The following is a 24,726-nucleotide window of genomic DNA, read 5'->3' as shown; positions in this document are numbered from 1 at the left end:
ATCATAGCAAAGGCACCCATTGCGGCAAAAGCCATACCGAACTGTAATATCGTTGCAATAACAGGTGATGAAATGAAGACAAATCTTTCCGGATATCTTCAGGTTCTCTTTGATCAGAATCCTAAGTCAGTAGGCGGAAAGCTTCCCGGAGAAGATTTCTACAAAACTGCGTAAAAAGGACACACCACGGGTATGTTTAAGAAATCTTTAATCGTGGTTTTCTGGCTTTTGATATGGCAGATGACAAGCCTTCTGGTACATAACAACATAATGCTTGCAGGCCCCGTTAACACAATCATGGCTTTAAAACGAATGATTTTAACGGGGGAATATTGGCATTCGATAACTTTTTCGGCTGTAAGGATTATGGGTGGATTTTTTATCGGCTCGATCGTAGGTATATTACTGGCGTGGCTGTCTTATAGGGAGAAGTATGTGGAGGATGTTCTGAAACCTTTCATCACTACATTGAAGGCTATTCCTGTTGCGAGTTTTGTTATCATTCTGCTCATCTGGGCAGGCAACAAAATTTTATCCCTTTATGTCAGCGCACTGGTGGTCGTTCCGCTTCTTTATCTGAATACTCTAAGCGGTCTTAAGTCAACGGACCCTAAGCTTTTGGAGATGGCAGAGGTCTTCAGGATGCCGATGCTAAGGAAGCTTCTATACATTTATCTGCCTTCTCTTTATCCTTTTTGGAACAGCAGTCTGCAGGCGGCTCTCGGAATGGCATGGAAAAGCGGTGTTGCTGCAGAGGTTATCGGGCAGCCGCTGGGATCCGTGGGAAACGGACTGTATCAGTCAAAAATATATCTTGAAACGGCTGATTTAGGGTTTTGACAAGAAGGAGATGGATAAAAAACATTTCCAAACGTCAAAACCCTTTTTTGGACTGAGTGAAATTAGTCATATGGTCGCGAAAAGAGAAAAAGGTGGAAAGAGTAAAACTATGATAGAAAAGAAAATAGAGAAGATGCTGAAATACAAGGGATTATTTACTTAGATAATAATTATGGGGATAAAAATCCACATAATAGGGGAATCCAAGCGAAAAAATGTGGAAATCCGGCGATTTATTTCGTTTCAAGAAGAGTTTTTTCGAAAATTAACCAGAAAAACCGCATAAAATAAATGGATAAAAAGGGTAAAATTGTGGATAAAAAAATTAACAGATAATAAAGAAAGTATAAACTCAACAGGGGAATGTGTCCTTTTATCATTAAAAAATTAAGAGGGAAGAATTTGATATATCAAATTCTTCCCTCTTAAAAATTTTAACCCTTCATGCACTGAATAGCTTCCTTGGCAAGAGGTGAACGGACGCTGGAACCGGAATCGAACTGGATGATGGCACAAAGAGGTGAACCCTTCATGTGTTCCGCAGCATAAACAAGACCATTGTTACGTTTATCAAGAGTAGGCACGTCAATCTGACTAGGAAAGGTCCGGATATATATACCCGAGGGTGTATGAAATCGTTGATGGGGTGGGCAAAAAAAGTGCCGACCAAGGAATTTATAATCCAAGGTCGGCTGAACTGTTACAATGCAAGATAGGTATTGTTTAATATTTTAATATGAAAGTGATGAAATAATTTTAAAATCATGGTAATTTAATAAAGTTATAAAGAATACTATGAGATAAAGAATAGTTCCAAACCAAAGAAAAAAGTTTGGATTGAAACCGAAACCAAAGATTTTAAGCGTAAAATCTTGGATTCGGGATATTCAAAGAAAACAAAACAAAACATATTGAATTTATATGAGGAAATTGGGACAGAGGTTTTTGGAAATTCCCGTGTGGTTGAAATCCTGGGATGTTCGGAGGTTACTGCAACTTCATATTTGAAAAAGATGGAAAAAGATCTGAAAGTCATCGTTCCTGTAGAAGGAATGGGGAAAGGCAAGTACAGGTTTTTGATTGGAGATATATACATATGAAAATGAAATGTTTAGCCTGCGGGCACGATATAAAGAAACTTATGACTTTCGAAGATATGCCGGCGTCGGCTCAGGATATTCCGACGAAAGATGAGCTCAATGCTGACCACCCCATCACTTTAGAGCTTTGCCAATGCACCGAATGCGGTCTGGTCCAGTTTGACTGCGAACCTGTATCCTATTACAAAGATGTGATCCGTGCCGGCGGCGGAACAAGCACCATGACTAAACTTCGCCACGAGGAATATGCAAGACTCCTGGAACACATGAGAGAGCATAGTGTAAAAGGAAGAAATATAGTGGAGGTAGGCTGCGGCAGAGGTGAGTTCCTCCGCATGTGGCAGAACCTGGCTGAAGATGAAGCAGGCGCGGAAGCCCTTGAGAAAGATATGGAGAAGGATCCGCTGTCAGGTCAGCCGAAATCATTGCCGCTTAAGCTCACCGGAATCGAGCACAAAAAAGAACTAGTGGATGAGGCAAATGCTCATGCCGAAGATTACTACGATGCCCAAAAAGTACGTAATTCCGATTTCGATATAAAAGTGAAGTGCTTCCCAAAAGTAAAGCACTCTACAAATAAAGGGCACTTTCCAAAAGTGAGCTATCGCGTCTACGAGGGTTTCGCCGAAGGCGACTACACCTATCCCGACGGCCCCTTCGACGCTTTCGTGCAGTTCAACTTCCTGGAACACCAGCCATATCCGAAAGATATGCTTCAAAACATCTGGCATAACCTGAAGCCGAAAGCTCTGGGGCTTGTGACTGTGCCGAGCTTCGAGTATATCCTTCAGTACAACGGCTACTACGAGCTGCTCCACGACCATATCGCAAACTACACAGAGTTCACTTTGCAGAAGCTTTTCCAGGACAACGGCTTCGAGGTTTTGGACATGCGCCTTGTAAACCGCGATACCATCGAGATCATCGTGAAAAAAACAGATCCCGATGACCTGACAAATCTTCGCTACAACGGACAGCTCATAGATGTTTCTTTCTTAAAAGAAAGTTATGACCGTTTGAACGAGGAAGTCAATGCACACCTGACTCAACTTTCAGCAGAAAACAAAACCATGGCCATCTGGGGAGCAAGCCACCAGGGCTTCACCCTTGCAGCCACCACAAAGCTTGGCGGAAAAGTAAAATACATCATAGATTCCGCAAAGTTCAAACAGGGAAAATATGCCCCGGCATCTCATATCCCCATCGTCTCCCCTGACCATTTCGCTACAGACCCGGTAGACGAAATCCTGATCGTAGCCCCCGGCTACACCGACGAAATCGCCGGAATCATCCGCGAGCGGTATGGTGCAGACGTTAGAATTTTAGTTCTAAAAACCGATAAGATAGACGAATATAAATAATAGTGTATGATGTCAGCTTTCAAATGGGTTGGGCTTGGTATATGACACGCAGAATGCTTATATCTGTTACTTTACGTGTCAAATTCCTTCAAAACAGGTTTGTATAGACACGCAGATTGTTTTTATCTGCATTTTTACGTGTCACCAGCTTTACCGAGGAGTATAAAATGTTCCTTAATGCGCCTTATATACAGCTTACCGACCCTTTTTCTAACTGACACTAGCTTATTTCATTACTTGGAGACCAAATGAAAGCCCTAGTTTTAAAAGGAAAAGGAAAAATAGAATACATTAATAAATCTGAGCCGACACTTATCGACCCGCACGGCGCGCTCCTCGAGCCGGTGCTGGTATCCCCATGCACTTCTGACGTCCACACTATCTGGCAGGGCAGCCCCAAGCGCCCCGATCTGACTCTCGGACACGAAGTCATCGCAAAAGTAAAGGCCATCGGCCTCGAAGTCAAGGATTTCAAACCCGGCGACCTGGTGGCCGTCTCAGCCATAACCCCCGACTGGAGCCAGCCCGACGTAGACATTAACTACGCCCACGCAGGCCAGAACTTCAGCGCCCACATGATAGGAAAATCCATCGATGGCGCTTTCCAGAGCACCTTTTACCTGCCCTTCGCCGACAAAAACCTCGCCCGCATCCCGGAAGGCATGAGCCTTGAAGACGCCTTAATGTGCGTTGATGTGGTCCAAACCGGATTTACAGCTGTGGAAGAGGCAGCAGTATCTGAGGGTGATACAGTAGTGGTCATGGGTATCGGCGCCATCGGCCTCGCCGCTATCATGGGAAGCAAACTTGCCGGCGCAAAAAAGATCTACGCCGTAGGCTCCCGCCCCGACAATGTCAAAATCGCCGAGTCCATGAGCGACGAAACCTGCAAGGTGGAAGTTCTCAACTACAAGACATTAGCATGCCCTCTTCTGGAAGGCATGCACCCCCTGGTAAACTCCACCGGCTCCCCCGTGGTGAACTATGTTCTCCGGGAGACCGCCACAAAAGGCGCCGACAAGGTTCTCATCTGCGGCGGCGACGACTACAGCCTCCCCCAGGCCATCGACATGGTGAAATACGGAACCGGCATTGTGTCCAATGTCATGTACTTCGGCGCAGACACTGAAGTTCAGGACGAAGAATGCCGCAACCTCACAGAAATAAACGACCGAATTAAAGAAAACTGCTCCGTAACCATGCAGCAGCCGTGCAGCGGAGCTCCTAAAAACACCACAGGACACCGCCTCAACACCACCATCGACTCCCTCCGCATCCCAAAATTCTCCATGGGTCGCGGAATGGCAGGAAAAACCCTGAAGTTCAGCCTCAGTAAAGGCGGGCGGGAGAACCTGGAAAGAGTCATTAGCCTCGTAAAAGAGCATGACCTCCACCCCGGTGTGCTCATAACCGAAAGATACGAAGGCCTCGACAAAGTGGAACAGGCCATCTACGACATGAAGGACAGAAAAGCCATAAAAATAGCTGTTAAATTCTGATCATTGTGACAAAGAATTAAGCCAACACCCTTTTATAAGAGTCAAATCGCTGTTCATCTTGCTAAACACGGCCCCTAAGTGTACAATCGACGCTGTGTTTAACAGAAAGAATTCACCTTTCGTAGGTGATACATTCTAAACCGAGTACATTTAAGGCGCTGATAGTCAGCCAACTCCGCATTATTTATTGGAGGAAAATCAGAAATCCGATAATTCAATGTGAGCATAGTCAATCAGCCCCGCATTAATAATCAGAGGAAAACAAATTTGAAAACCATCAGCATAGTAGTACCCTGCTACAACGAAGAAGAAAACGTAGAGCCCCTTTACGAGGCCATAAAAGCCATATTTGCGGAAAAGCTCAGCGACTACAGATATGAGCTCATATACATAGACAACGACTCAAAGGACCAAACCCGCGAGAAGATCAGAGGACTTTGCGCCGCCGACAAAGACGTGAAAGCCATTTTTAATGCCAAAAACTTCGGCCAGTTCAACAGCCCATATTATGGCATGCTACAGTCAACCGGTGACGCGACCATGCTCATGGCGGCGGACTTCCAGGACCCGGTGGAGATGATCCCCGAGTTCGTAAAAGCCTGGGAAGAAGGCTACAAAATCGCCATCGGCGTAAAGACCCAGTCCCAGGAAAATCCCCTCATGTACTGGATCAGAGGCATCTACTACAAGACCATCAAAAAAATGTCTTCCGTAGACCAGATCGCCCAGTTCACCGGCTTCGGACTCTATGACAAGGCATTCATCAACGTAATGCGAAACCTGAACGACCCCACACCCTTCCTGAGGGGCATCGTGGCCGAGCTCGGTTTCCGCCGCAAGGAAATCCCCTACACCCAGCCCAGAAGAAGAGCCGGAATCACCCACAACAACTGGTATTCCCTTTACGACGCCGCCATGCTCAGTTTTACCAGCTACACGAAAGTCGGCCTTAGAGTTGCGGTATTCTTCGGCGGCGTGTGCAGCGCCATCAGCATGCTGATCGCCATAGCCTACCTCGTAATGAAGCTCATCTGGTGGGACCGTTTCCCCGCCGGCATGGCGCCAATGCTTATCGGCATGCTCTTCCTTGGTTCAATCCAGATCTTCTTCATCGGACTCCTAGGCGAGTACATCCTCTCCATCAATCAGAGGGTAATGAAGAGACCTCTGGTAGTAGAGGAAGAAAGACTCAACTTTGGGGATGCGCCGATTTACCGCGGAGTCAAAGATATGGGGAAAGCCCCCCAAACCCCGGAAGTGAAACCCGAATAAGCAACGGTTTAAATTAAGAAAAAAGGCAGGCTAATGCTTAGATCCAAAATGCATCAAAAGCATATGAACGAAAAATGCTAACCTCAAGCACTAAAGTAAATGGTCGAAATAAGCGAAAAAATGGATTAAATCATAGAAAAGCAAAGCTTGCCCGGAGAATAAAATATGATGCGATATAAAGTTGATGTTGCCATCTCTAGAGAGGGCAAGATTACATTTTTGGGTTGGGCCTTCGGAAGCGACCCGGAGACGCCGGTGGAATTCGACGTGCTGGACGGTGCGGGAAATTCCGTGCCCGGCACCATCGTCGAGTCCGTGAGACGAGACGAAGTGGTGGAAGCCTTCTTTAAAGATTACGAAAAGCAGCACGGACCCATCAAGCGGGAGCTGGGCTATGACATTAACACCCCTTATCAGAAGGGCGAAGTCAGATATCTGGTCATCAAAGCCGACGGAAAAACCAAAAAGATCAAGTTCGACGACAAGATCCTGGAAGCCTTTAACTCAGTGGCTCACAAAAAGAGAGAAAAGCTTCTGGCGCTGTTTCATTGGGAGACAGTGGAAGTGGCCTGGGATTACTTCAAGGAGCACGGCTTCAGAGCCCTCTACCAGAAAACCATCCATCGCCTGAAGGGCATTCAGGAGGATTACGATTACAACGAGTGGTACAAAAAGCAGAAGGTGACAGAGGCGGAGCTTCAGGAGCAGAGAAACACAACTCTCCCGGTGCAGCCGAAGTTCTCCATTGTGATTCCTGTTTACGAGACCCCCGAAAAGTTCTTAAGGAAAATGCTTAAGTCCATCCAGGACCAGACCTACGGAAATTTCGAAGTCTGCGTTGCGGACGCAACACCTTACGACAAGTATGACCGCTCTCAGGCCAACGGCAAGCTTCCTAAGGAAGTTCTCGAGGAGTTTAATAAGGCGGATCCCCGCTTCAGGTACGAGATCCTCGAAAAGAACCTGGGAATTTCCGACAATACTAACGCCGCCATCGAAATGGCCACCGGCGACTACATTGTCCTCGCAGATCATGACGATGAGCTGGAGCTCAATGCTCTGTTTGAGTGCGCAAAGGCTATAAATGAGCATCCGAAGGTGGACGTGATCTACTCCGACGAAGACAAGATCGACTTCGAGGACACCTACTATTTCGAGCCCCACTTCAAGACAGACTACAACCCGGATCTGCTTAGATCCGTTAACTATGTATGCCATCTTTTGGTGCTGAAAAGAGAACTCCTGGATGCAATCGCCGAGACTGACGAAGCCGGCCACAAGATATATGAAAGAAAAGCTTATGACGGTGCTCAGGATCATGACCTTATACTGAGGGCAACGGAAAAGGCACAGGAGAGGGAAAGAGAAGAGATCGGCGGCGACCTCGCGAACTTAAGTGATGCTGACAAGAAGCTTCTCAGGGAAGGCCGCTTCACCAGCTCGAGGATCTACCATATACAGAAGGCACTTTATCATTGGCGCTCCCACCAGGCTTCGACCGCCCAGCACCCGGAGGCGAAGCTTTATGCCTTTGACGCCGGAGCAAGAGCGGTATATGACCATTGCAAGAGGCTGGGGCTTCCGGTGAAAAAGGTAGAAAAAGGCATCACCTACGGCTTCTATCATACGATTTATGATAATGAAAAGCCCCTGATCTCAGTGGTCATCCCGAATAAGGATCACACTGCGGATCTGGATAAGGCTATTCAGTCGCTGGCAGGAAGCAATTACAAGAATCTTGAATTCATAGTAGTTGAGAACAACTCCGACCAGGAAGAAACATGGAAGTATTACGCTGAGATACAGAAGCAGTATCCTATAGAGGGATATGTGGAGAGGACGGCGGAAGAAATAAAGGGTGAAGGGCAGACGGAGATACCTGCTGTCTCTTCTGAAAATACAGATAAAGCCAAATCAAACGGAATTACAACTCATTCGGAAACAGAAACAAGCATTTCTGCGGTTTCTGACCCCGAACAAACTCGTGTAGTGAATCAGCCTTCAGAATCAGATGCAGAAGCCAAATTGGCTTCTGTTTCCGAACAAGCTCAGGATGCAAATTACGCACCTGAATCAGATGCAGACGCTAAACTGGCTTCTGCCTCAGACGCGCCAAATAATAATGTTTCAGTGACAAGTTCCCCTGACGTCGGAATCACCGTCCGTGTTGTTAAGTGGAAAGGACCCTTCAACTACTCTGCCATCAACAACTTCGGCGTGAAGTTTACTAGCGGAAAGTACATCCTGTTCCTCAACAACGATATCGAACTCATCGACCCCGACTCAATCGACGAAATGATCGGCTACGTTCAGAGAGAAGATGTAGGCATTTGCGGAGCAAGACTCCTTTACCCGGACGAGGATATCCAGCATGCCGGCGTCATCATGGGAATGGGCGGCATCGCAGGCGCTGCCTTTGTAAGAACCCACGACGCAGAACTGTCATATATGCATAGGGCAAAGTGCGTTCAGGACTATTCCTGCGTAACTGCAGCTTGTCTTCTCACAAAACGTGACCTATTTGACCAGGTAGGTGGCTACACCGAAGAACTTGCAGTGGCCTTCAACGACGTAGACTTCTGCATGAAAGTCCGCGCCTTTGGCAAGCTTGTGGTCTACAACCCTTACGCCAAGTTCTATCACTATGAGTCAAAGTCCCGCGGAATGGAAGACACCCCGGAAAAAGTACAGCGCTTCAACGGCGAAATAGTAAAATTCGCAAAACGCTGGCCTGAGTGCCTCCGTTACGGCGACCCTTATTATAACCCGGCGCTTACATTTATGAAGTCGAACTTCACATTGAAGAATTTGGAGAAGGAGACAGTCGGCGAGCCGTTCCATATGGACATACTGGACGGGATAGTATAATTGCTTTCATTTTGTTATATCTAAATTATTAGAAACCGGAGGGTATTATGCCCTCCGGCTTCTATCGTTTAGAACAGATTTTTTAAATTAAAGGCTCTGCTGAAGCTTAGAAATGAAGATATCGCTCCCGTCTGGCTCTCCGAGGGCTTAGGGCGCCGCCCTAAGAACCCGCAAGGGACTTGTCCCTTGACCCTGAAATCGGGGCTCTGCCCGAACCCGTCCTCGCCGGAAGCAGGCCAGCAAGCATACTTGCTGACCAGAACACTAGGATAATCTGTGAACCTTTTGTCAAGGAACTTTCGCGGCATATCCTCGCGCTATTCGCGCTCCGGTATTCCGCGGTTTCCTTGACAAAAGGTTCCGCTCCGTTATTACCCACATAACACATTTTTATGAGAACTGCCATCAGATCATGATTAAGTCTGGTGGCAGTTTCCGTTTGAGAAGATAAGATTTGTTCTTGACAACCGTTTGGGATTAGAGTAGTATGCCATCAGAGAAAGAAATGTGGTTGGTGTATAAACCGAGCCGTACAGCAGATGCTCATGCGGGGTACTACGTTTCTTTTTTTATTGTCACGACATCATATAGAAACAACTTATTTTCTGCATTACATCTAATAACCATTCTGCCACGAAAAGCATTTTTTCCTGTAACCCGTCCCTTATCATCTGTAATAGGTATTGAGAAATGAACTGGTCCACGATACCATCCATTAGGTGCGTCAGACGCATGTTTATCATCGTAGTTAGGGGAATATTTTATTTCTGATAATGATTGTATCAGTTGTGGAATAGCCTGCGTAGCATTTGCTTTTGCTTTTCCTGTTGTTCCATAGGACTTAATAGAATCCTTACTGTTAGCGTATTCATCAGGAAAATCTGAACCGATATACACAGTTTCACCTGTCTCTTCAATAACATACTTTTTCCCGACATACTGTTTTAGATATTCTTCTACACCTTCCCAATCTATTTTTCTCTTCCCACTGAATTGTATTGTATTTATTTCAACAGTCCTTTTGTTGCTTTTAGCATTGTTTATGTCTGACATTAATTTTCCAATCCGTCATCTCAGATATTTATTTACCAGATTAGTTACAATCTTTGTGTTTAAAACGTCTTTTTCGGTCTCGAAAGTAAGAATCAGCCTCTCTCCGGGTAGGATTCCGTTCATTTGATAGTTGTTAAGTTTTTTTATTGCTGCTGTTGCATATTCCGGGTTATCCATCATTCCCTCATGTTCCCAATAGATTTCCTTCTTGAGTTTCTTCGAAAAAAACGTAAAGTCCGGATAGACAGTTCCATATCCTGCTAAGGTAAGGGGCTTTTCATATTTGTATAAAATATTGTTCCTGTAGAAGTAATCAGCAAGTATCTTTTCAGACTTTGATCTTACTCGCTCACCTTTTTCGGAAATAATAACAGGTGTGCCTTCATTGAAATCTTTTCCTATGTATGGTTCTGAATACCATTTTTGTTCCAGTTGTGCATAGGTTGGTTCAACAGGGGTAATTAGCTTCTGCCTCTCAGGGTGTAAAGATGTAAACAGTTCTTCGATTTCATTTTCTTTGTAATCTTTTAGAAAGCCGTCTATCAGTTTTTTATGCGCCTCTGCGGCTTTAAGAATAGAATCATTATAAGTTTTCTGCGCTAATTGACGTGGAAGAAGTTCGTTCTCCTTTGGGATATAATCTCCATCTCTACCATTAGTGCAGTTGTAATATCTGACATTGCCATGATTCATTGATATGCGGAGCCTTCCTTCAGGTGTTGAGCTGTTGTTATTGCTTGTCTTAGCCAGTATAGCTTCCAAGTGTTTTTGCTCTTGTAATAGCATTTCTTTCAATCTGTACATTAGTTTTTCCTCGTTTCTTTAGAATTTTTGGTTAAGTTTTCTGATATTTGGGGGTTTGAATGATGATTTTTGAAGGGCATCTGTTATTCTTGGATTTGTAGTCACCATATTTAATCAATGGGAAGCTCAAATGGGATGAAATTTGATATGAGGCATGCAATCGCCTTACGACGGGTGACTCAATTAGAATAATTTCGGATTTGAGGTCATGTCTGTAGCACTCATCGGATGACCCAAAAGGAAGATCCCTTGAAATTAAGTCAAGCCGGCACCTTGTGGTAGATGACCCAAAAAGAGCAATATTGGGTTTTAGGTCACGTTTACAGCGGCCATCGGATGACCCAAAAGGAAGATTCCTTGAAATTAAGTCAAGCCGGCACCTTGTGGTAGATGACCCAAAAAGAGCAATATTGGGTTTTAGGTCACGTTTACAGCGGCCATCGGATGACCCAAAAGGAAGATTCCTTGAAATTAAGTCAAGCCGGCACCTTGCGGTAGATGACCCAAATAGAGCAATACTAAGCTTGAGGTCATGCCTACAGCACTCATCGGATGACCCAAAAAGAATATTTCATGATATGAGGTCAACCCGCTACCTAGTGGTAGATGACTCAAAAAGAGCAATACTGGGTTTGAGGGCATACCTTTACGTCTCGTGGTATGACTTTAATTGGATGGAAGCAAGTTTTGGGCCATATAAGAACTATAAGATTGGGTCATATAGGAGCTTAAGATCAAGAACTTAAGATTGTTGATTCGCTTTGAAGAGTATGAATCTGAGGTCAAACAACAATAAAAAATGTATATTGAAATATACTAAATATTGATTTACTATATAGATGTAGAAAGTGCTCGCCGATAGACGGTTAGCCCTTTGCTTGGTTAATAATAACCGCCCAAGTTGTTAGGCTTGTGGGCGGTTATTTTTTTGAGATCTTATAAACAAGACCAATGATAGCAACTATCAGAATCCCAAATTGGAATAAATCAGAATAACTTACCATGGCGCCCTCCTTTCCTTTAGAAGGGACTTACAAAATGCCCTTCGTGATGAAAGGGCTAACCGCCTACCGCTTTGGCAAGCACTGGATGAGATTGTAGCACAGGATACAGAATTATCCTATAGTCTGAATTTCTACCATATATCAAAACTTATGTCTGACATTAAATTTCCGATCCGTCATATCAGATATTTATTTACCAGATTAGTTACAATCTTTGTGTTTAAAACGTCTTTTTCGGTCTCGAAAGTAAGAATCAGCCTCTTCACCATTCTCCCCCTCGACATTCTAAGAAAAAAATAAACTCATTTTTATGGAATTTTTCAAATTCGGGAGTATACTTCCATTATGATTAAAGACAACCAACAATTCCTAAACAATTTCCATGTCCTTCTTGATGCGCTGATCATAGCAGGCTCATACGCGCTGGCATGGTTCCTGGTGATAGCATCACCCATATTCCCTGCGGGACACGGAGTACTCCCGCCGCAGGTCTATTTTAGTGCGCTGATCCCGGTGGTACCGGGCTACCTCTTTTTGTACTGGATGTTCCACCTCTACGAGCCGAAACGAACCAGAACCAAAAGAAGAGAATTCATAAACATATTTGAGGCCAATGTCGTCGGCCTGATGATCTTCGCCTCAATCCTCTTCGCCTTCAGGCGGTCAGGATACTTCGCAAATTTCTCCACCAGGATGATCACAGCCTTTTGCGTGATCGACATCATCGCCACCACAGTGGAAAGATTCGGCATCAGATTCATCCTTACGAGACTCCGTCGCAAAGGCTTTAACCAGAAACACATCATGCTGGTAGGCTTCTCTGACGTATCAGACAAATTCATCGACGCCTGCCACAGAAACCCCGACTGGGGCTACAAAATCTTCGGAATCGTAGATGACATCACAGAATCCGGCACCTCTTATAAAGGAGTAAAGATCGTCGGCAGGATCTCGGAACTGGAGAAAATCCTCTCCACAAACACAATCGACGAAATTGCCATCACCCTTCCCCTGGCAGCCTATGAAAAGCTTGGCAGCATCGTGGCAGTATGCGAGAAATCCGGCGTACATACAAAGTTCATCCCGGATTATAACAATGTCATCCCCTCCCGCCCAGTTACAGAAGACATGGACGGACTTCCCGTCATAAACATCAGAAACGTGCCCCTTACGGACCCCGTAAAGGCAGCAGCCAAGAGAATCATAGATATCATCGGAGCTCTGGTCGGCATCGTACTCTTCAGCCCGGTAATGCTGGTGGTGTCCATCATTATCAAACTCACCTCTCCGGGACCTATCATCTTCAAACAGGAAAGAGTGGGACTCCACAACAGGCCCTTCATGATGTATAAATTCCGCTCCATGGTAGAGCAGAAGCCTGAGGACGAGCAAAAAGGCTGGACCACCCCGGGAGATCCGAGAGTCACAAAAATCGGAAAATTCATCAGGAAGACCTCCATCGACGAGTTCCCGCAGTTCTTCAATGTTCTCTTCGGCAGCATGTCACTGGTGGGGCCGAGACCGGAGCGCACCCAGTTCGTTGAAATGTTTAAGGAAGAAATCCCCCGCTACATGATCAAGCACCAGGTCCGCCCCGGCATGACCGGCTGGGCCCAGATCAACGGTCTGAGAGGCGACACCTCCATCCACGAGAGAATCAGATTCGACATCTGGTATATCGAGAACTGGACCATGGAATTGGACATAAAGATACTTTTCCTCACAATATTCAAGGGATTTGTTAACAAAAATGCCTATTGAAAAAAGATTCGTCAAAGATTAGGATTCATTAGAAAAACACACAGAATCAATGGATAAGCTCCGGTGTTTTAAGGCAAAATATAAGAATAGATTTGCCGAAACGACATATATGTGGTAAAATCCCTTGGTTTTATAGTGTAAAAATGTTCTTCATCACTATTTGTGCTGCCGGCTGAAAGCGGCGGGATGGAGTCAATCAGATCTGCATCTGTATGTCAGAGATTAGAGCTTCCAAAAGCAGCGTTTATAGAGCCGGTTAGATGTGCAACTGTATGTCAGATATTTAGGTTCCGAAAACAGCGTTAATAGATGATGAGATGGATATGAACATGGCAGGAAGAAAACTTTTCTTAATGCCACAAAACCAAAGGTTTCACTTATACTTCGAAAGTATATTAATGAGGATATAGCAAATGGCACTTGATAACGGCAAGGACACCAGACGACCACACTCCATGGAAGGAACTGAAAGTCATCAGAGTGAACTTGAAGACAAGATAGTTAATGACAAAGCCGTGGGCGACAAGCTCATATCGAAGGCGACAGACAGCGCAAGAACTGTCTCCCATTCACATACAGTAAGAGACTCACGACTCCCTGAAGATGCAGCGGAGAGAGTATCTGAAATAAAAAGATCCGCAACCCTCAGCAGCAAGGCTCCGGAACCTAAAAAAACCGAGAGACCCAGAAGAACTGTTCCCGGGGATCCTTTAAGGATGGAAAACCGTCAGCAGGTAAAGACCCTTAACGACACCACAGAAGTGGAAAGGGATCTTGAGTTTGAGCGCAGGATGCGTGAAAAGAAAAAGAAAGCCTTCCGCACCAGGATCATCCTTATGGTGGCTGTGGAGGTTATCACCCTTGTATGTATCTTCGGCTTCGGCTCAGTGTACAGGTACATGCACATGACCCAGGACGTAACCTTCGATAAATCAAAGGTAGAAAACAACAACATTGACATCACACAGAAACAGAAGATGTCCGGCTACTGGACAGTTGCGGTATTCGGCGTAGACTCCCGAGACGGCGGAGTGGGCAGCGGTGCCAATGCTGACGTCCAGATCATCTGCAACGTAGATATGGCTACCGGCGACATTAAGCTGGTTTCTGTATACAGAGATACATATCTTAAGACCGGAAAGAGCAACAGCCGTTACGCAAAGATCAACGAGGCTTACGCCATCGGCGGACCTGAGCAGGCAGTTTCTGCTCTTAACTCAAACCTCGATCTCAACATCGAGAACTACGTAACCTTCAACTGGAAAGCAGTTGCGGATGCAGTAGAGATGCTGGGCGGCGTAGACATTGACATCACGGACAAAGAGTTCTATTACATGAATGCCTACATCCATGAGACCTCAGTCAAGGCAGGCATCAACCCTCAGAACCCGGCGGCCAACTATATCAAGAGTGCGGGACCTCAGCACCTTAACGGTGTTCAGGCAGTTGCCTATGCGAGACTCCGCTACATGGACAGCGACTTCGAGAGAACCAAGCGTCAGAGAGAGGTTATCTCCCAGTGCCTCGACCATGCGAAGAAGGCAGACCTGGCAACACTTACCTCGGTTATCGACGTAGTGCTCCCGCAGGTAGCATTCAACATCGATACCGCAGACATTATCGAGCTTGCAAAGGGTATCTCAAGATATAACATCAAGGAGTCTACAGGTTTCCCCAAGGATCTCAAGGATCAGATGATGGGCAAGAAGGGCGACTGTGTCATACCTGTAACCCTTGTTTCCAATGTTAAGTGGCTTCACAGCGTGCTCTTCGACGATGAAGACTACAAGGTGTCAAACGCTGTAGAGAGTTACTCACAGAAGATCTCCGACGATTCAGGCTACTATGCAAGCCATAGGGATGAAGAGACCAAGTCGAGCAGCAAGAAGCAAAGTACAACAGAGGCAGAGACTGACGAAGACGAGGACGAGACAAACGAGAGCGGAGAGAAGACCGAAAAGAAGAAGTCCGCAAAGGAAACTGACGCCGACGGCTATGTGATCAAGGCTACGGACGAAGATGGAAACTACATCTACGAAACCGACCCTGAAGGCAATAAGGTTAAATCCGTAAAGGAAACCAAGTCCAAAACAGATGAAACCGAAGAAGGCGAAGAGACCGACGAAAACGAGACAGAAGAGACCGATGAGGACGGAAACGTTATAGAGCCTACAGCTCCCGGCCCCGGAGACGATACAGAAGAAACCACCAAGTCAAAGAGCAGCAAGGAAACTACCGAGGCTGACAACGAAGATGACGTGGATGACGGTTCCGGATCAGAAACATCTGATACAAAGGCTTCCAATAAGAAGGAAACCACCTCATTGTCAGACATTATCGAGCCCGGTCTTATAGACGCTGACGAAGATGACTCAGGAGCAGGCCCAAGCGGCGGCAGCTCATCAAGCTCATCATCTTCCGCAGACTCAGGCGGACCCGGATCCATCGATTCACTGGATGATCTGGAAGGCCCGGGAGGTTCAAGCTCCGATGACAGCTTTGGCCCCGGAGCAATATCAGACGGTCCGGCTTAAGTGAAAATAAAAGATAAGTGGATTGTAAAAAACAAGCCATAGAAAAATCGACCTCGATTTTGAGGTCGATTTTTTAGTGTCAAAACGCATATTATGTTGTCATCCACTTCGGAAGTACATTCTTGTTGCCATAGATAACCTGTGGTATCATGTAACGGAATTTGCAATAATAAAGAAAATTGAGGCATATAAAACATGAATCATTCAACGCTTGATAAAAAAGGCAAAACCGGCGAAAAACTGAACGCCCTCTTTGGAAAGATGGCCAGGAACCTGATGACCATCTACGTCCTGTTCTACCTTGCGGTATTTCCACTGTGCATGCACGACCACTACTATGACATCCTCACCTTCAGATTCGGCCTGTTCTGGAAACCGACCATTGCTTACGGTATCTTTTTCTCCCTCATGGGCCTTTTCTACCTTATTGCAGACAACCTCTATAACGAAGGAAAAAACAGAAAAAACTTCATCACAAGCCTCAAAAACAAAGGCTGGAAAAAATATATAACAAAAACCGACATTGCCTTTACAGCCTTGATCCTGATTTTCTCCCTCTCTACAGCCCTTGCGGAGTACCCCTACGAAGCCTTCTGGGGAGAACGTGGCAGATGGCAGGGATTGTTTATCTGGCTTATGTTCTATATAGCCTATATCCTTATAACCAGATTCTACGAATTTAAAAAGTGGCACCTGTACGCCTTCCTTATGTGTGCAAGCATCGTTGTTATATGGGGTATATTTAATTTCTTCTTTATAAACTTCGGAATGTTTGAAGAAACAAAGGACGATTACATGTACTCCTTTGTTTCCTCCATCGGAAACATCAACACCTACTGCAACTTCACGGGAATGTTCTTCGGCGTTTCATCAGTCCTGTTTATCCTCGCAGAAAAACCCCTTGAAAATATCCTCATCTATATCGCTGTAGCCATAGCATCCTTCGGACAGATCATGGGTTTAAGTGACAACGCAGCGCTGTCCACAGCTATCGTCCTTGCGGTGATCCCCCTCTGCATCATAAAAAACCGGACTCATATAGCGAAATTCTTTGTGGTGATGTCCACCTACCTCGCAGCCATGAAGATAACCTACACCATAGCAGCAACCGGCGTAGGAACTATAAACGATCCTGACCCCAGCATGCAGATTTCAATGGGTGGCAAAGGCTTCTTTACCGCATTTCTGGTTTTTGTTTTACTGCTCACAGCTATATCAGTCGTATATGCTCACAAAAAAAGAGAAAAAACCGATCTTAAAGATGTAAAGCAATTTGAGCTATTCTGGAAGATTCTAGTGGCAGAAGCAGTTATTTTTTCAGTCACTGTCTTCTTCTGTGCAAACACCGGCATACACAGTGAATTATGGGAACCCTACAGAAACATACTTGTATTCAGCGATGAATGGGGAACCGGCAGAGGCCTTAACTGGAGACTCAGCATGGATTACTGGCTCCATGACTCCACCCTCCTTTCGAAGTTCATCGGTTACGGTCCGGATACCTACTACATCATAACCATGGACAGATTCATGAATATAATGCAGGATGCGGGATACGGAATGTTCGACAGCGCACATAACGAGTACCTGGAATATTTAATAACAGTAGGTATTCTGGGACTTGCTTCCTATATCATATTATTGTTTACGGCATTAAAAACCATGCTGAGATCTAAAGCATCCGGCATCAAGGCAGCAGCAGTTGGAGTTATCGCCTATGCCTTCCAGGCTGTGGTTAATATAGCCATCCCCATCACAACTCCGGTATTTATGATCCTGATGTTCATTGGATGCGGCAAAAAAAGTGAAAACGAAGGATAAAATGAAGATTCTTATGAATTTCTTAATTCGAGATTAATATTCATGTTAAGAATTGCGTAAGAAATGGAAAACTTTTATTTATGTACATCACATTTTGATTGGTTTAATATTTAGACTGTAATCGACGAGGTGATACACAATTTCGTACATCCTCTGTAAATTATTTGAGAAAAAGGACTTGAATAATTAAAAAGGCAGGGGTATAATCCTCATCGTAATCCGGACTTTTAATTGATTTAAAAGTTCTTAAACACAAAAAAGGAGAGTGCATTTATTATGAAGAAGCAGACAAAGGTATTCGCAACACTTTCTGCTGCAGCACTTCTTGCTGTTGGTGTATCAGCTGTATCTATGGCAGCTGGCTGGGATAACTCCACAGGCGTTTGGAGATATCTTGACAACAACGGCGATGCTGTAACAGACACATGGAAGTCAGCAAACGGAAATTGGTTCTATCTTGACAGCGATGGAGTTATGGCTACAAACCAGCTCATCGAGGATAACAACAACTCAAAGACAAGATACTACTATGTTGATCAGTACGGTGCTATGGTTACAAACACATGGAAGGCTGTAGCTATGGATGATTCAGATTCTTCTGATCTTGATGCCGAGTACTGGTGGTACTACTTTGGTTCAGACGGTAAGGCTTATACATCAGAGGATGACCTTACAACATCTGAGATCAAGACAATCAACGGTCTCAAGTATGCTTTCGATTCACAGGGTCACATGCTCTATGGCTGGATCAACAAGGACAACGTTGAGCAGCAGGATGGCGATGACGAGGCTTGGAAGACATCTCTTTACTACTTCAACGGTTGGAACGATGGTCACATGCAGACAGGCTGGATCCAGCTTACTGTAGAGGATGACAACGATACAAAGACATACTGGTTCAACTTCAAGAATGATGGTAAGAAGAGAGGACCGGATGATGGTGCTCGTAAGAAGATTAACGGTGTATACTATCATTTCGCAGCGGATGGACACATGCTCACAAACTGGGCCACAGCAACAGCTTCACTGAAGGATTCTAACGCTACAACTTCAAGCGCTATTTCATACCTTAACGGCGATGGTGGTGAGAGAAAGAACAAGTGGGTATGGGCAGTTCCAGATGAGGATTCTGACACAATCGCTGATACTCTCAAGAGTGATTACAATGATGATGAGTACTCATGGTGGTACTTCAACAACAGCGGTAAGCTTACCACAAACACGATTAAGAAGATCAATGGCAAGAAGTATGCATTTGATCAGTATGGTCGTATGCTCAAGGAGTTCGTAGCTCAAAGGCCAAATGGTGATATCGTAAAGCTTGGCAGCGGCGGAGATGTTACAAAGGCTCGGGTTATAGCTGGTGACTTTGATAAGGATGATGCAAATGCAGCTAACAACGACAAGATCTACTGGTTCTCAAAGGATTATGAGAAGGATGGCTCAATGAAGAAGGGCTATCAGAACATCGAGCTTGATGACGGTACATATCAGTTCTACTTCAATACATCTTCAGGTGCAGGTACAACAGGTTATGTATCAAAGATCAAGAAGTATACAATCAATGGTATGGTTCTTGCTCCTTCAAGTGATGATGATTCTAACTATGCAGCAGTTGTTGGCGTAGCAAATGCAGATGGAACAATCATAACTTCTGGTGCAAATCCTACTGATTTGGTATTTGGAGCTGCGACTGTAAATAATGTACTTGTTAACAAGTCCGGTACTGTTGTCAAGAACAAGGCTAAGCTTAAGGACAACAACGATGCATACTATGTTGTAAACAAGCATGGTATCGTTCTTGCATACTACACCTCAGAAGATGCTTACAACGATTCTCTTACATATGACAGAAGCGGAAGCACAAACAAGAAGATCACTGTATCTTCAGCTATGCTTGCAGCTGTGGATCATGATGATTATGAGAGACTTCGTACAGCAGCAATTGCAGCTAAGCAGAGTTAATTTCTTTTAACAGTAATTTTTAAGGCTCGAGGGTTATACCCTTGGGCCTTTTTTTATTCCGGGTATGCTGTAAGGTTATAGAGAGCTTTTATAAAGAGCGTAGTTGCAGACGTACCCTATGATGCCTCCGAAGGGTTACATAGTATGGATATATGGTGTTTAAAGATGTTGCCTTGTTGATACTTTTCGTCTGTGGTATCATATAGTGGCATGATATGAACTATAATATAAAGAAGAGACCTGTTTTTAGTCTGTCATTGTATGGTTAAAACAGTAGAGACTACAGTTATGGAAAATGCAAAGAGCGAAATGCAGATAAAAAAAATATTCGGAAATATAACAAGGTGGCTTATGGAGATATATGTACTGTTTTATCTGTGCATATTTCCGCTAAGCTTACGGGATAAGTACTATGATATATTGACCTTCAGGTTTGCGCTTTTTTGGAAGCCGACCCTTGCTTATGGATGTATCTTTCTTGTTCTGGTAATAGCTTATTTGTTATGTGACGTTTTGTATAATAAAGGGGAAATTAAAAAAAAACTGCCTCAAAAGCTTAAAGCCGGAATAAAAAGTGCATCAGGTACAGATATAGCATTTACTTTCCTTATACTTATTTTTACTATTTCAACGGTATTTGCTGAGTATCCTTATGAGGCTTTCTGGGGTGACAGAGGCAGAAGTCAGGGACTTTTGTTATGGCTGATGTTTTATATAGCATATATCCTTATAACAAGGTTCTACAGGTATAGAAAATGGCATCTTTATGCTTTCATGTTTTTTTCGTGCATTGTATGCTTATGGGGTATATGTAATTATTTCATGATCACCTTTAGTATGTTTGAAGAGACCAGTGACGAGTATAAATACTTATTTGTATCCTCCATAGGCAATATCAACACTTACAATAATTTCACAGCCATAATATATGGTGTTGTAGCTATAGCATTCATGCTTTCTAAAAAAGGGTTTGAATACATATATACTTTTGCTGTGCTTATCATAGCGACACTTGCACAGATCATGGGAAAAAGCGATAATATCCTGTTGTCTACAGCAGCGGTATGGGCACTTATTCCATTGTTATTCATAAAAAACCGTAGTCAAATCTACAGATTCTTTCTTATGATACTGATCTTTGCCGGTGCGCTAAAGGGACTTTTCATTATAGACCAAACGGATATTCCCAACATGAATGACATAAACCCAAGCACCCTTATAGCTCTTGGGGGTAAGAGCTTCATGACAGCCGTCATAGTTCTTTTGCTTATAGGCACTTCCGCAGCTTTTATATATAGCTGTAAAGGAACGGAATTGAGCGATAAGGCCATAGCTTGCATAAGGAAAGGATGGCTGGCTCTGATACTGTCAGGTCTTGCTATAGTCATTGCGATACTGGTCATGGCAAATACCGGAGTGTATTCTGAATTATGGGAACCCTACAGTAACCTTCTGATATTTAACGAAAGCTGGGGTACCTTCAGAGGTCTCATCTGGAAAATGGGGCTTACATACTGGAAAAATGATGCAACTATGTTTGCAAGGATTTTCGGCTATGGTCCGGACACCTATTACATCATAACCATGGACAGATTCTTTGATATCATGTTCCAGAACAATTACGGTTATTTCGACAGTGCACATAATGAGTACCTTGAGTATTTTATAACGGTGGGAATAGCGGGTCTCATTGCATATCTGGCACTTCTGTATACATCTTTAAAAACGATGCTCCTAAGCCATGAAAACGGATCCTGGATGATAGCAGCCGGAGTGATCGCATACGCCGTGCAGGCTGTGGTTAATATCGCCATACCTATAACCACACCTGTCCTTATGGTTTTGATGTTTGTGGGAGTTGCAGCAGGGCAAAGCTCTCAAAATTACAGTCTTTTATCATAGCACATTAATTTTATTGTAATATTTAAGGAATAGATATTCAGAACCAAAAATGTTATTATCGTCTGAAGTGAGATTAGTGACGGATCTCTCTGATGTTATAAGGAACCTATCAGATCCGAGTCTATAGGTTAGAAATAAATGGCAAAATCATGCGCTTATTAAGGAGAAAGGATCAATCCGGTAATCGTGCTTTTACGATTGGATCATGTGAGAGATATGAAAAAGATTTGCATCTTAGGTATTTTATGTTTGGCTATCCTGTCTGCTGCAGGCTGTAAAAAGAAATATGTATCACCTTTGGAAACACCCAATGTGACATTGGCGCCGGAAGATAAGCCCTATGAATTTGATTTTGATCAGATGAATAATGATGTTATCGATTCGCTACAGGATGAGGAGATTTTTGGCTTTGTCAAGGAACTGGACGTATCAGGAAACAATGAGAGCAAAGAGATAGTATTGAATGTTGATATCGTGGAAAATGTATCCAGAGATGCCATCGAATATATGCTTACTGAAGCAACCAGGGTCATAGTGGATGCTGCCGTAACTCAGGATTTTCGCATAACGAGCTATACATCTGAGGGCTTTGGAAATCTTTTTGAAAAATATGCATATAAGTATAAGGTGACCTGCGGCAATGAGGTTCTGGTGGATCAGGTTATAGAGATAGGCGACAGTGTCCCATTTGATCCGTCATTAACTCTGGAGAACGTTACAGGATGATCCGAAAGGATCATCCTTTTTTTATGTGTAAATCTGTCATAAATAAAGAAAGCTAATATGATTGGTTAATTCGAAACTATTTGGTAGAATAAAGTATTGTGTAAGAAACTATGAATTCCGGTTTTATTGATCAACCAATTAGATCTGCATTTATATGTCTTAGAAAAACGGAAAATTTACGTTTACAAAGGAGAATTAAACAGATGAAACTAATATCGATCATCATGCCTGCCTATAATTCTTCAGAGACAATAGAAGACTCAATTAACAGTGTGATCAATCAAAGTTATAAAGATTGGGAACTTATCGTGGTGGATGATTGTTCCATTGATGGAACAGGGGATATAGTAAATAAGATAATAGAAAGAAATAAAGATCTGAAGATCAAACTTTACAAAAATGCGGAAAACAAAGGGGTAGCTTATAGCCGGAACTTTGGAGTAAAGGTGGCTGACGGAGACCTTATAGCTTTTCTCGACAGTGATGATCTGTGGACTGAAGATAAGCTGGAAAAGCAGATAAAACTTTACAGGAAACTGGTTGAAAAGTCTGATTCGAATAGTGAAACCAAGGTGCTGCTTTTTACGGGATCCGCATTTATAACGGAAAAAAACAAAAGATTAGACTATACTTTACATGTGCCGGCAAAAGTTGAGAGGAAAGATATCCTGAAACAGAATGTCATATCCTGCTCTTCGGTTCTGGCCGGTAAGGAGCTTCTTACAAAACATGCGTTTCCCATAACAAACATGCCTATACATGAGGATTTTGTAGTCTGGATAGAGATACTAAAGGAAATACCGTTTGCCTACGGGATAGATGAGCCCTTTCTTATATACAGAGTGTCTGACGGTTCAAAGTCATCAAAGAAAAGCAAGGCAGCAGTTATGAACTGGAACACATATCGATATGCGAAAATGGGGTTTTTTGAGAGCGTTTATTATATGATGTTTTATGCTGTGAGAGGGTTCATGAAATGGAGAAAAATCAAGTCGGAAGGCAGCAAACAGATTTAAACGGTGTAAAAATACGTATATAGCCGATTAAATCTGCATCTGTATTTCAGATATAAACAACGAAAAGCAGGTGTTTATAGATAAGAGGAGTTTTTCATGCAAAAATTACTATCCATTGTGGTACCATCCTACAATGCAGAAAAATATCTTGAATATAATTTAAACTCACTATGTCTTGAAGGGATCCTGGAGGAGCTTGAGGTTATCGCCGTTGATGACGGATCAAGGGACTCAACAGCGGATATCATCGACAGATACGCTGAGAAATACCCGGGAACGGTGGTGCCGGTTCACAAGGAAAACGGCGGACATGGATCGGGAATTAATGCAGGGATCAAACATGCTACAGGGTTGTATTTCAGAGTTATAGATGCGGATGACTGGGCCAATGGGGAAGATCTCAAAAATCTGATCAGTTATATCAAGAGTCTTTCGGATAAGCTTCCCGACATCATCGCCGGCGGTTTCTACTGGGTTTATGGGCATGATGATTCAGCTCCTTACAAGGCGGAATTTGAGAAGCCATTTGAGGGAGTAGAGTACAAGCACATTTACAAGTTCGATGAAGTGGCGGAGAAAGCCTATATCAAGATGCACTCCCTGACAATCCGAACGGAGATACTTAAGAAAAACGACATTAAAATCGATGAACACTGCTACTATGTAGATACTGAATACATACTTTATCCGATACCTTATGTAGATACAGTCGTATTTCTGGATGATCACCTCTATAGATACAGTATCAGCAGGGCGGGGCAGAGCATGAATCCGCAGCAGATGATGAAAAATAAAACCCAGTATGATCATGTTCTGGATGAACTTTTTAAGTTCTATGAAAAAGCGTCGGCTATGGAGTGTGTATCAGATAAGAAGCGGCTTTATATCGAGCATCTTATCTCAAGAGTTTACGCAAGCCGTATCAAGATACTTCTTTGGGACAGGATTTCGCCTGCCACGAGGAAAGAACTCATAGATATGGAAGAGGATCTCAGGAAGAAATACCCGGAGATATACAGGAACAATGTCATAAAGGCTGTGGATCTGTTCAGGACAAGCGGATACTGGTTGTACTATCCGGCTGCCGTTGTGCAGCACTTTAAGAAGTAAGGAATAAGTGAAAGAACACCATGTTTCGAAGCCGGATTAGACGTGTAAACTGACGTCGTTTAGATTTTTCGGTATACAGTACTCACAGAA

18 protein-coding genes and 1 pseudogene are annotated in these 24,726 nt (G+C 43.8%); 15 read left to right on the top strand and 4 right to left on the bottom strand.

Annotated elements, in window-relative coordinates:
- Both G625_RS23465 and G625_RS18655 read left to right on the top strand, forming a co-directional pair.
- Window positions 1–174 (top strand): annotated as a pseudogene (locus G625_RS23465) (ABC transporter substrate-binding protein); the annotation flags it as partial.
- An 18-nt stretch (window positions 175–192) separates the two neighbouring features.
- Window positions 193–840, top strand: a complete 648-nt coding sequence (locus G625_RS18655; protein WP_049895762.1) for an ABC transporter permease — start codon at window positions 193–195, stop codon at window positions 838–840.
- Window positions 841–1,274: 434 nt separating this feature from the next.
- Here G625_RS18655 and G625_RS23315 read toward each other — a convergent pair whose 3' ends face one another.
- Window positions 1,275–1,424 carry a hypothetical protein gene (locus tag G625_RS23315; protein ID WP_330364997.1) on the bottom strand — a complete coding sequence of 50 codons (150 nt, stop codon included), beginning with the start codon at window positions 1,422–1,424 and terminating at the stop codon, window positions 1,275–1,277.
- A gap of 288 nt (window positions 1,425–1,712) precedes the next feature.
- Here G625_RS23315 and G625_RS0106165 point away from each other — a divergent pair, with 288 nt between their 5' ends.
- From G625_RS0106165 to G625_RS22995, 5 genes are all read left to right on the top strand, one after another.
- Entirely contained in the window at window positions 1,713–1,940 is a 228-nt protein-coding gene (locus G625_RS0106165) for a hypothetical protein (protein ID WP_029200419.1), read from the top strand.
- Window positions 1,937–3,301 (top strand): methyltransferase domain-containing protein, encoded by a 1,365-nt coding sequence (locus G625_RS0106160; RefSeq protein WP_029200418.1) that lies wholly within the window; start codon window positions 1,937–1,939, stop codon window positions 3,299–3,301. The genes G625_RS0106165 and G625_RS0106160 overlap by 4 nt, the downstream gene beginning before the upstream one ends.
- Before the next feature lie 248 nt (window positions 3,302–3,549).
- A complete protein-coding gene (locus G625_RS0106155) occupies window positions 3,550–4,800 on the top strand; it encodes an alcohol dehydrogenase catalytic domain-containing protein (RefSeq protein WP_029200417.1) in 1,251 nt (416 codons plus the stop codon).
- Window positions 4,801–5,067: 267 nt separating this feature from the next.
- Complete coding sequence (locus G625_RS18650) at window positions 5,068–6,072, top strand: glycosyltransferase family 2 protein (protein ID WP_044931809.1); 1,005 nt, start codon at window positions 5,068–5,070, stop codon at window positions 6,070–6,072.
- A 168-nt stretch (window positions 6,073–6,240) separates the two neighbouring features.
- A complete protein-coding gene (locus G625_RS22995) occupies window positions 6,241–8,940 on the top strand; it encodes a glycosyltransferase (protein ID WP_242826604.1) in 2,700 nt (899 codons plus the stop codon).
- Window positions 8,941–9,495: 555 nt separating this feature from the next.
- Here the strand turns inward: G625_RS22995 and G625_RS0106140 are convergent.
- From G625_RS0106140 to G625_RS23460, 3 genes are all read right to left on the bottom strand, one after another.
- Window positions 9,496–9,993 carry a hypothetical protein gene (locus G625_RS0106140; RefSeq protein ID WP_029200416.1) on the bottom strand — a complete coding sequence of 166 codons (498 nt, stop codon included), beginning with the start codon at window positions 9,991–9,993 and terminating at the stop codon, window positions 9,496–9,498.
- Window positions 9,994–10,008: 15 nt separating this feature from the next.
- Entirely contained in the window at window positions 10,009–10,797 is a 789-nt protein-coding gene (locus G625_RS0106135; RefSeq protein WP_029200415.1) for a hypothetical protein, read from the bottom strand.
- 920 nt (window positions 10,798–11,717) lie between these two features.
- Window positions 11,718–11,801 carry a putative holin-like toxin gene (locus tag G625_RS23460; RefSeq protein WP_242826603.1) on the bottom strand — a complete coding sequence of 28 codons (84 nt, stop codon included), beginning with the start codon at window positions 11,799–11,801 and terminating at the stop codon, window positions 11,718–11,720.
- A gap of 345 nt (window positions 11,802–12,146) precedes the next feature.
- On the opposite strand from G625_RS23460, the gene G625_RS0106120 reads away from it, so the two are divergent.
- The 8 genes from G625_RS0106120 to G625_RS0106085 all read left to right on the top strand — a co-directional run bounded on the left by G625_RS0106120 (window position 12,147) and on the right by G625_RS0106085 (window position 24,636).
- The gene (locus tag G625_RS0106120; protein ID WP_029200414.1) at window positions 12,147–13,562 is read left to right on the top strand and encodes an undecaprenyl-phosphate glucose phosphotransferase; all 1,416 of its coding nucleotides are present in this window, start codon (window positions 12,147–12,149) and stop codon (window positions 13,560–13,562) included.
- Window positions 13,563–13,975: 413 nt separating this feature from the next.
- Window positions 13,976–16,096, top strand: a complete 2,121-nt coding sequence (locus G625_RS18640) for an LCP family protein (RefSeq protein WP_242826601.1) — start codon at window positions 13,976–13,978, stop codon at window positions 16,094–16,096.
- Between the two features lie 195 nt (window positions 16,097–16,291).
- Entirely contained in the window at window positions 16,292–17,917 is a 1,626-nt protein-coding gene (locus G625_RS0106110; protein WP_029200413.1) for an O-antigen ligase family protein, read from the top strand.
- A 276-nt stretch (window positions 17,918–18,193) separates the two neighbouring features.
- Window positions 18,194–19,882, top strand: a complete 1,689-nt coding sequence (locus G625_RS18635; protein WP_049895760.1) for a hypothetical protein — start codon at window positions 18,194–18,196, stop codon at window positions 19,880–19,882.
- Between the two features lie 288 nt (window positions 19,883–20,170).
- A complete protein-coding gene (locus G625_RS0106100; RefSeq protein ID WP_198014869.1) occupies window positions 20,171–21,784 on the top strand; it encodes an O-antigen ligase family protein in 1,614 nt (537 codons plus the stop codon).
- A 216-nt stretch (window positions 21,785–22,000) separates the two neighbouring features.
- Window positions 22,001–22,510 (top strand): hypothetical protein, encoded by a 510-nt coding sequence (locus G625_RS0106095; protein WP_044931834.1) that lies wholly within the window; start codon window positions 22,001–22,003, stop codon window positions 22,508–22,510.
- A gap of 203 nt (window positions 22,511–22,713) precedes the next feature.
- Window positions 22,714–23,526, top strand: coding sequence for a glycosyltransferase family 2 protein (locus G625_RS0106090; RefSeq protein ID WP_044931806.1), 813 nt, complete (start codon window positions 22,714–22,716; stop codon window positions 23,524–23,526).
- 96 nt (window positions 23,527–23,622) lie between these two features.
- Window positions 23,623–24,636 carry a glycosyltransferase family 2 protein gene (locus G625_RS0106085; protein WP_029200409.1) on the top strand — a complete coding sequence of 338 codons (1,014 nt, stop codon included), beginning with the start codon at window positions 23,623–23,625 and terminating at the stop codon, window positions 24,634–24,636.
- Window positions 24,637–24,726: the final 90 nt, after the last annotated feature.

The sequence above is a fragment of the Oribacterium sp. NK2B42 genome (assembly GCF_000424445.1).
Lineage (GTDB): Bacteria > Bacillota > Clostridia > Lachnospirales > Lachnospiraceae > Oribacterium.
This window is presented reverse-complemented; position numbering and strand designations above follow the sequence as displayed.

Bases quoted from the DNA above. Each gene is read 5' to 3' on its own strand.
- G625_RS18655 (WP_049895762.1), top strand. From the start codon at position 193: ATGTTTAAGAAATCTTTAATCGTGGTTTTCTGGCTTTTGATATGGCAG.
- G625_RS0106160 (WP_029200418.1), top strand. From the start codon at position 1,937: ATGAAAATGAAATGTTTAGCCTGCGGGCACGATATAAAGAAACTTATG.
- G625_RS0106155 (WP_029200417.1), top strand. From the start codon at position 3,550: ATGAAAGCCCTAGTTTTAAAAGGAAAAGGAAAAATAGAATACATTAAT.
- G625_RS22995 (WP_242826604.1), top strand. From the start codon at position 6,241: ATGCGATATAAAGTTGATGTTGCCATCTCTAGAGAGGGCAAGATTACA.
- G625_RS0106140 (WP_029200416.1), bottom strand. From the start codon at position 9,993: ATGTCAGACATAAACAATGCTAAAAGCAACAAAAGGACTGTTGAAATA.
- G625_RS0106135 (WP_029200415.1), bottom strand. From the start codon at position 10,797: ATGTACAGATTGAAAGAAATGCTATTACAAGAGCAAAAACACTTGGAA.
- G625_RS23460 (WP_242826603.1), bottom strand. From the start codon at position 11,801: ATGGTAAGTTATTCTGATTTATTCCAATTTGGGATTCTGATAGTTGCT.
- G625_RS0106120 (WP_029200414.1), top strand. From the start codon at position 12,147: ATGATTAAAGACAACCAACAATTCCTAAACAATTTCCATGTCCTTCTT.
- G625_RS18640 (WP_242826601.1), top strand. From the start codon at position 13,976: ATGGCACTTGATAACGGCAAGGACACCAGACGACCACACTCCATGGAA.
- G625_RS0106110 (WP_029200413.1), top strand. From the start codon at position 16,292: ATGAATCATTCAACGCTTGATAAAAAAGGCAAAACCGGCGAAAAACTG.
- G625_RS18635 (WP_049895760.1), top strand. From the start codon at position 18,194: ATGAAGAAGCAGACAAAGGTATTCGCAACACTTTCTGCTGCAGCACTT.
- G625_RS0106100 (WP_198014869.1), top strand. From the start codon at position 20,171: ATGGAAAATGCAAAGAGCGAAATGCAGATAAAAAAAATATTCGGAAAT.
- G625_RS0106095 (WP_044931834.1), top strand. From the start codon at position 22,001: ATGAAAAAGATTTGCATCTTAGGTATTTTATGTTTGGCTATCCTGTCT.
- G625_RS0106090 (WP_044931806.1), top strand. From the start codon at position 22,714: ATGAAACTAATATCGATCATCATGCCTGCCTATAATTCTTCAGAGACA.
- G625_RS0106085 (WP_029200409.1), top strand. From the start codon at position 23,623: ATGCAAAAATTACTATCCATTGTGGTACCATCCTACAATGCAGAAAAA.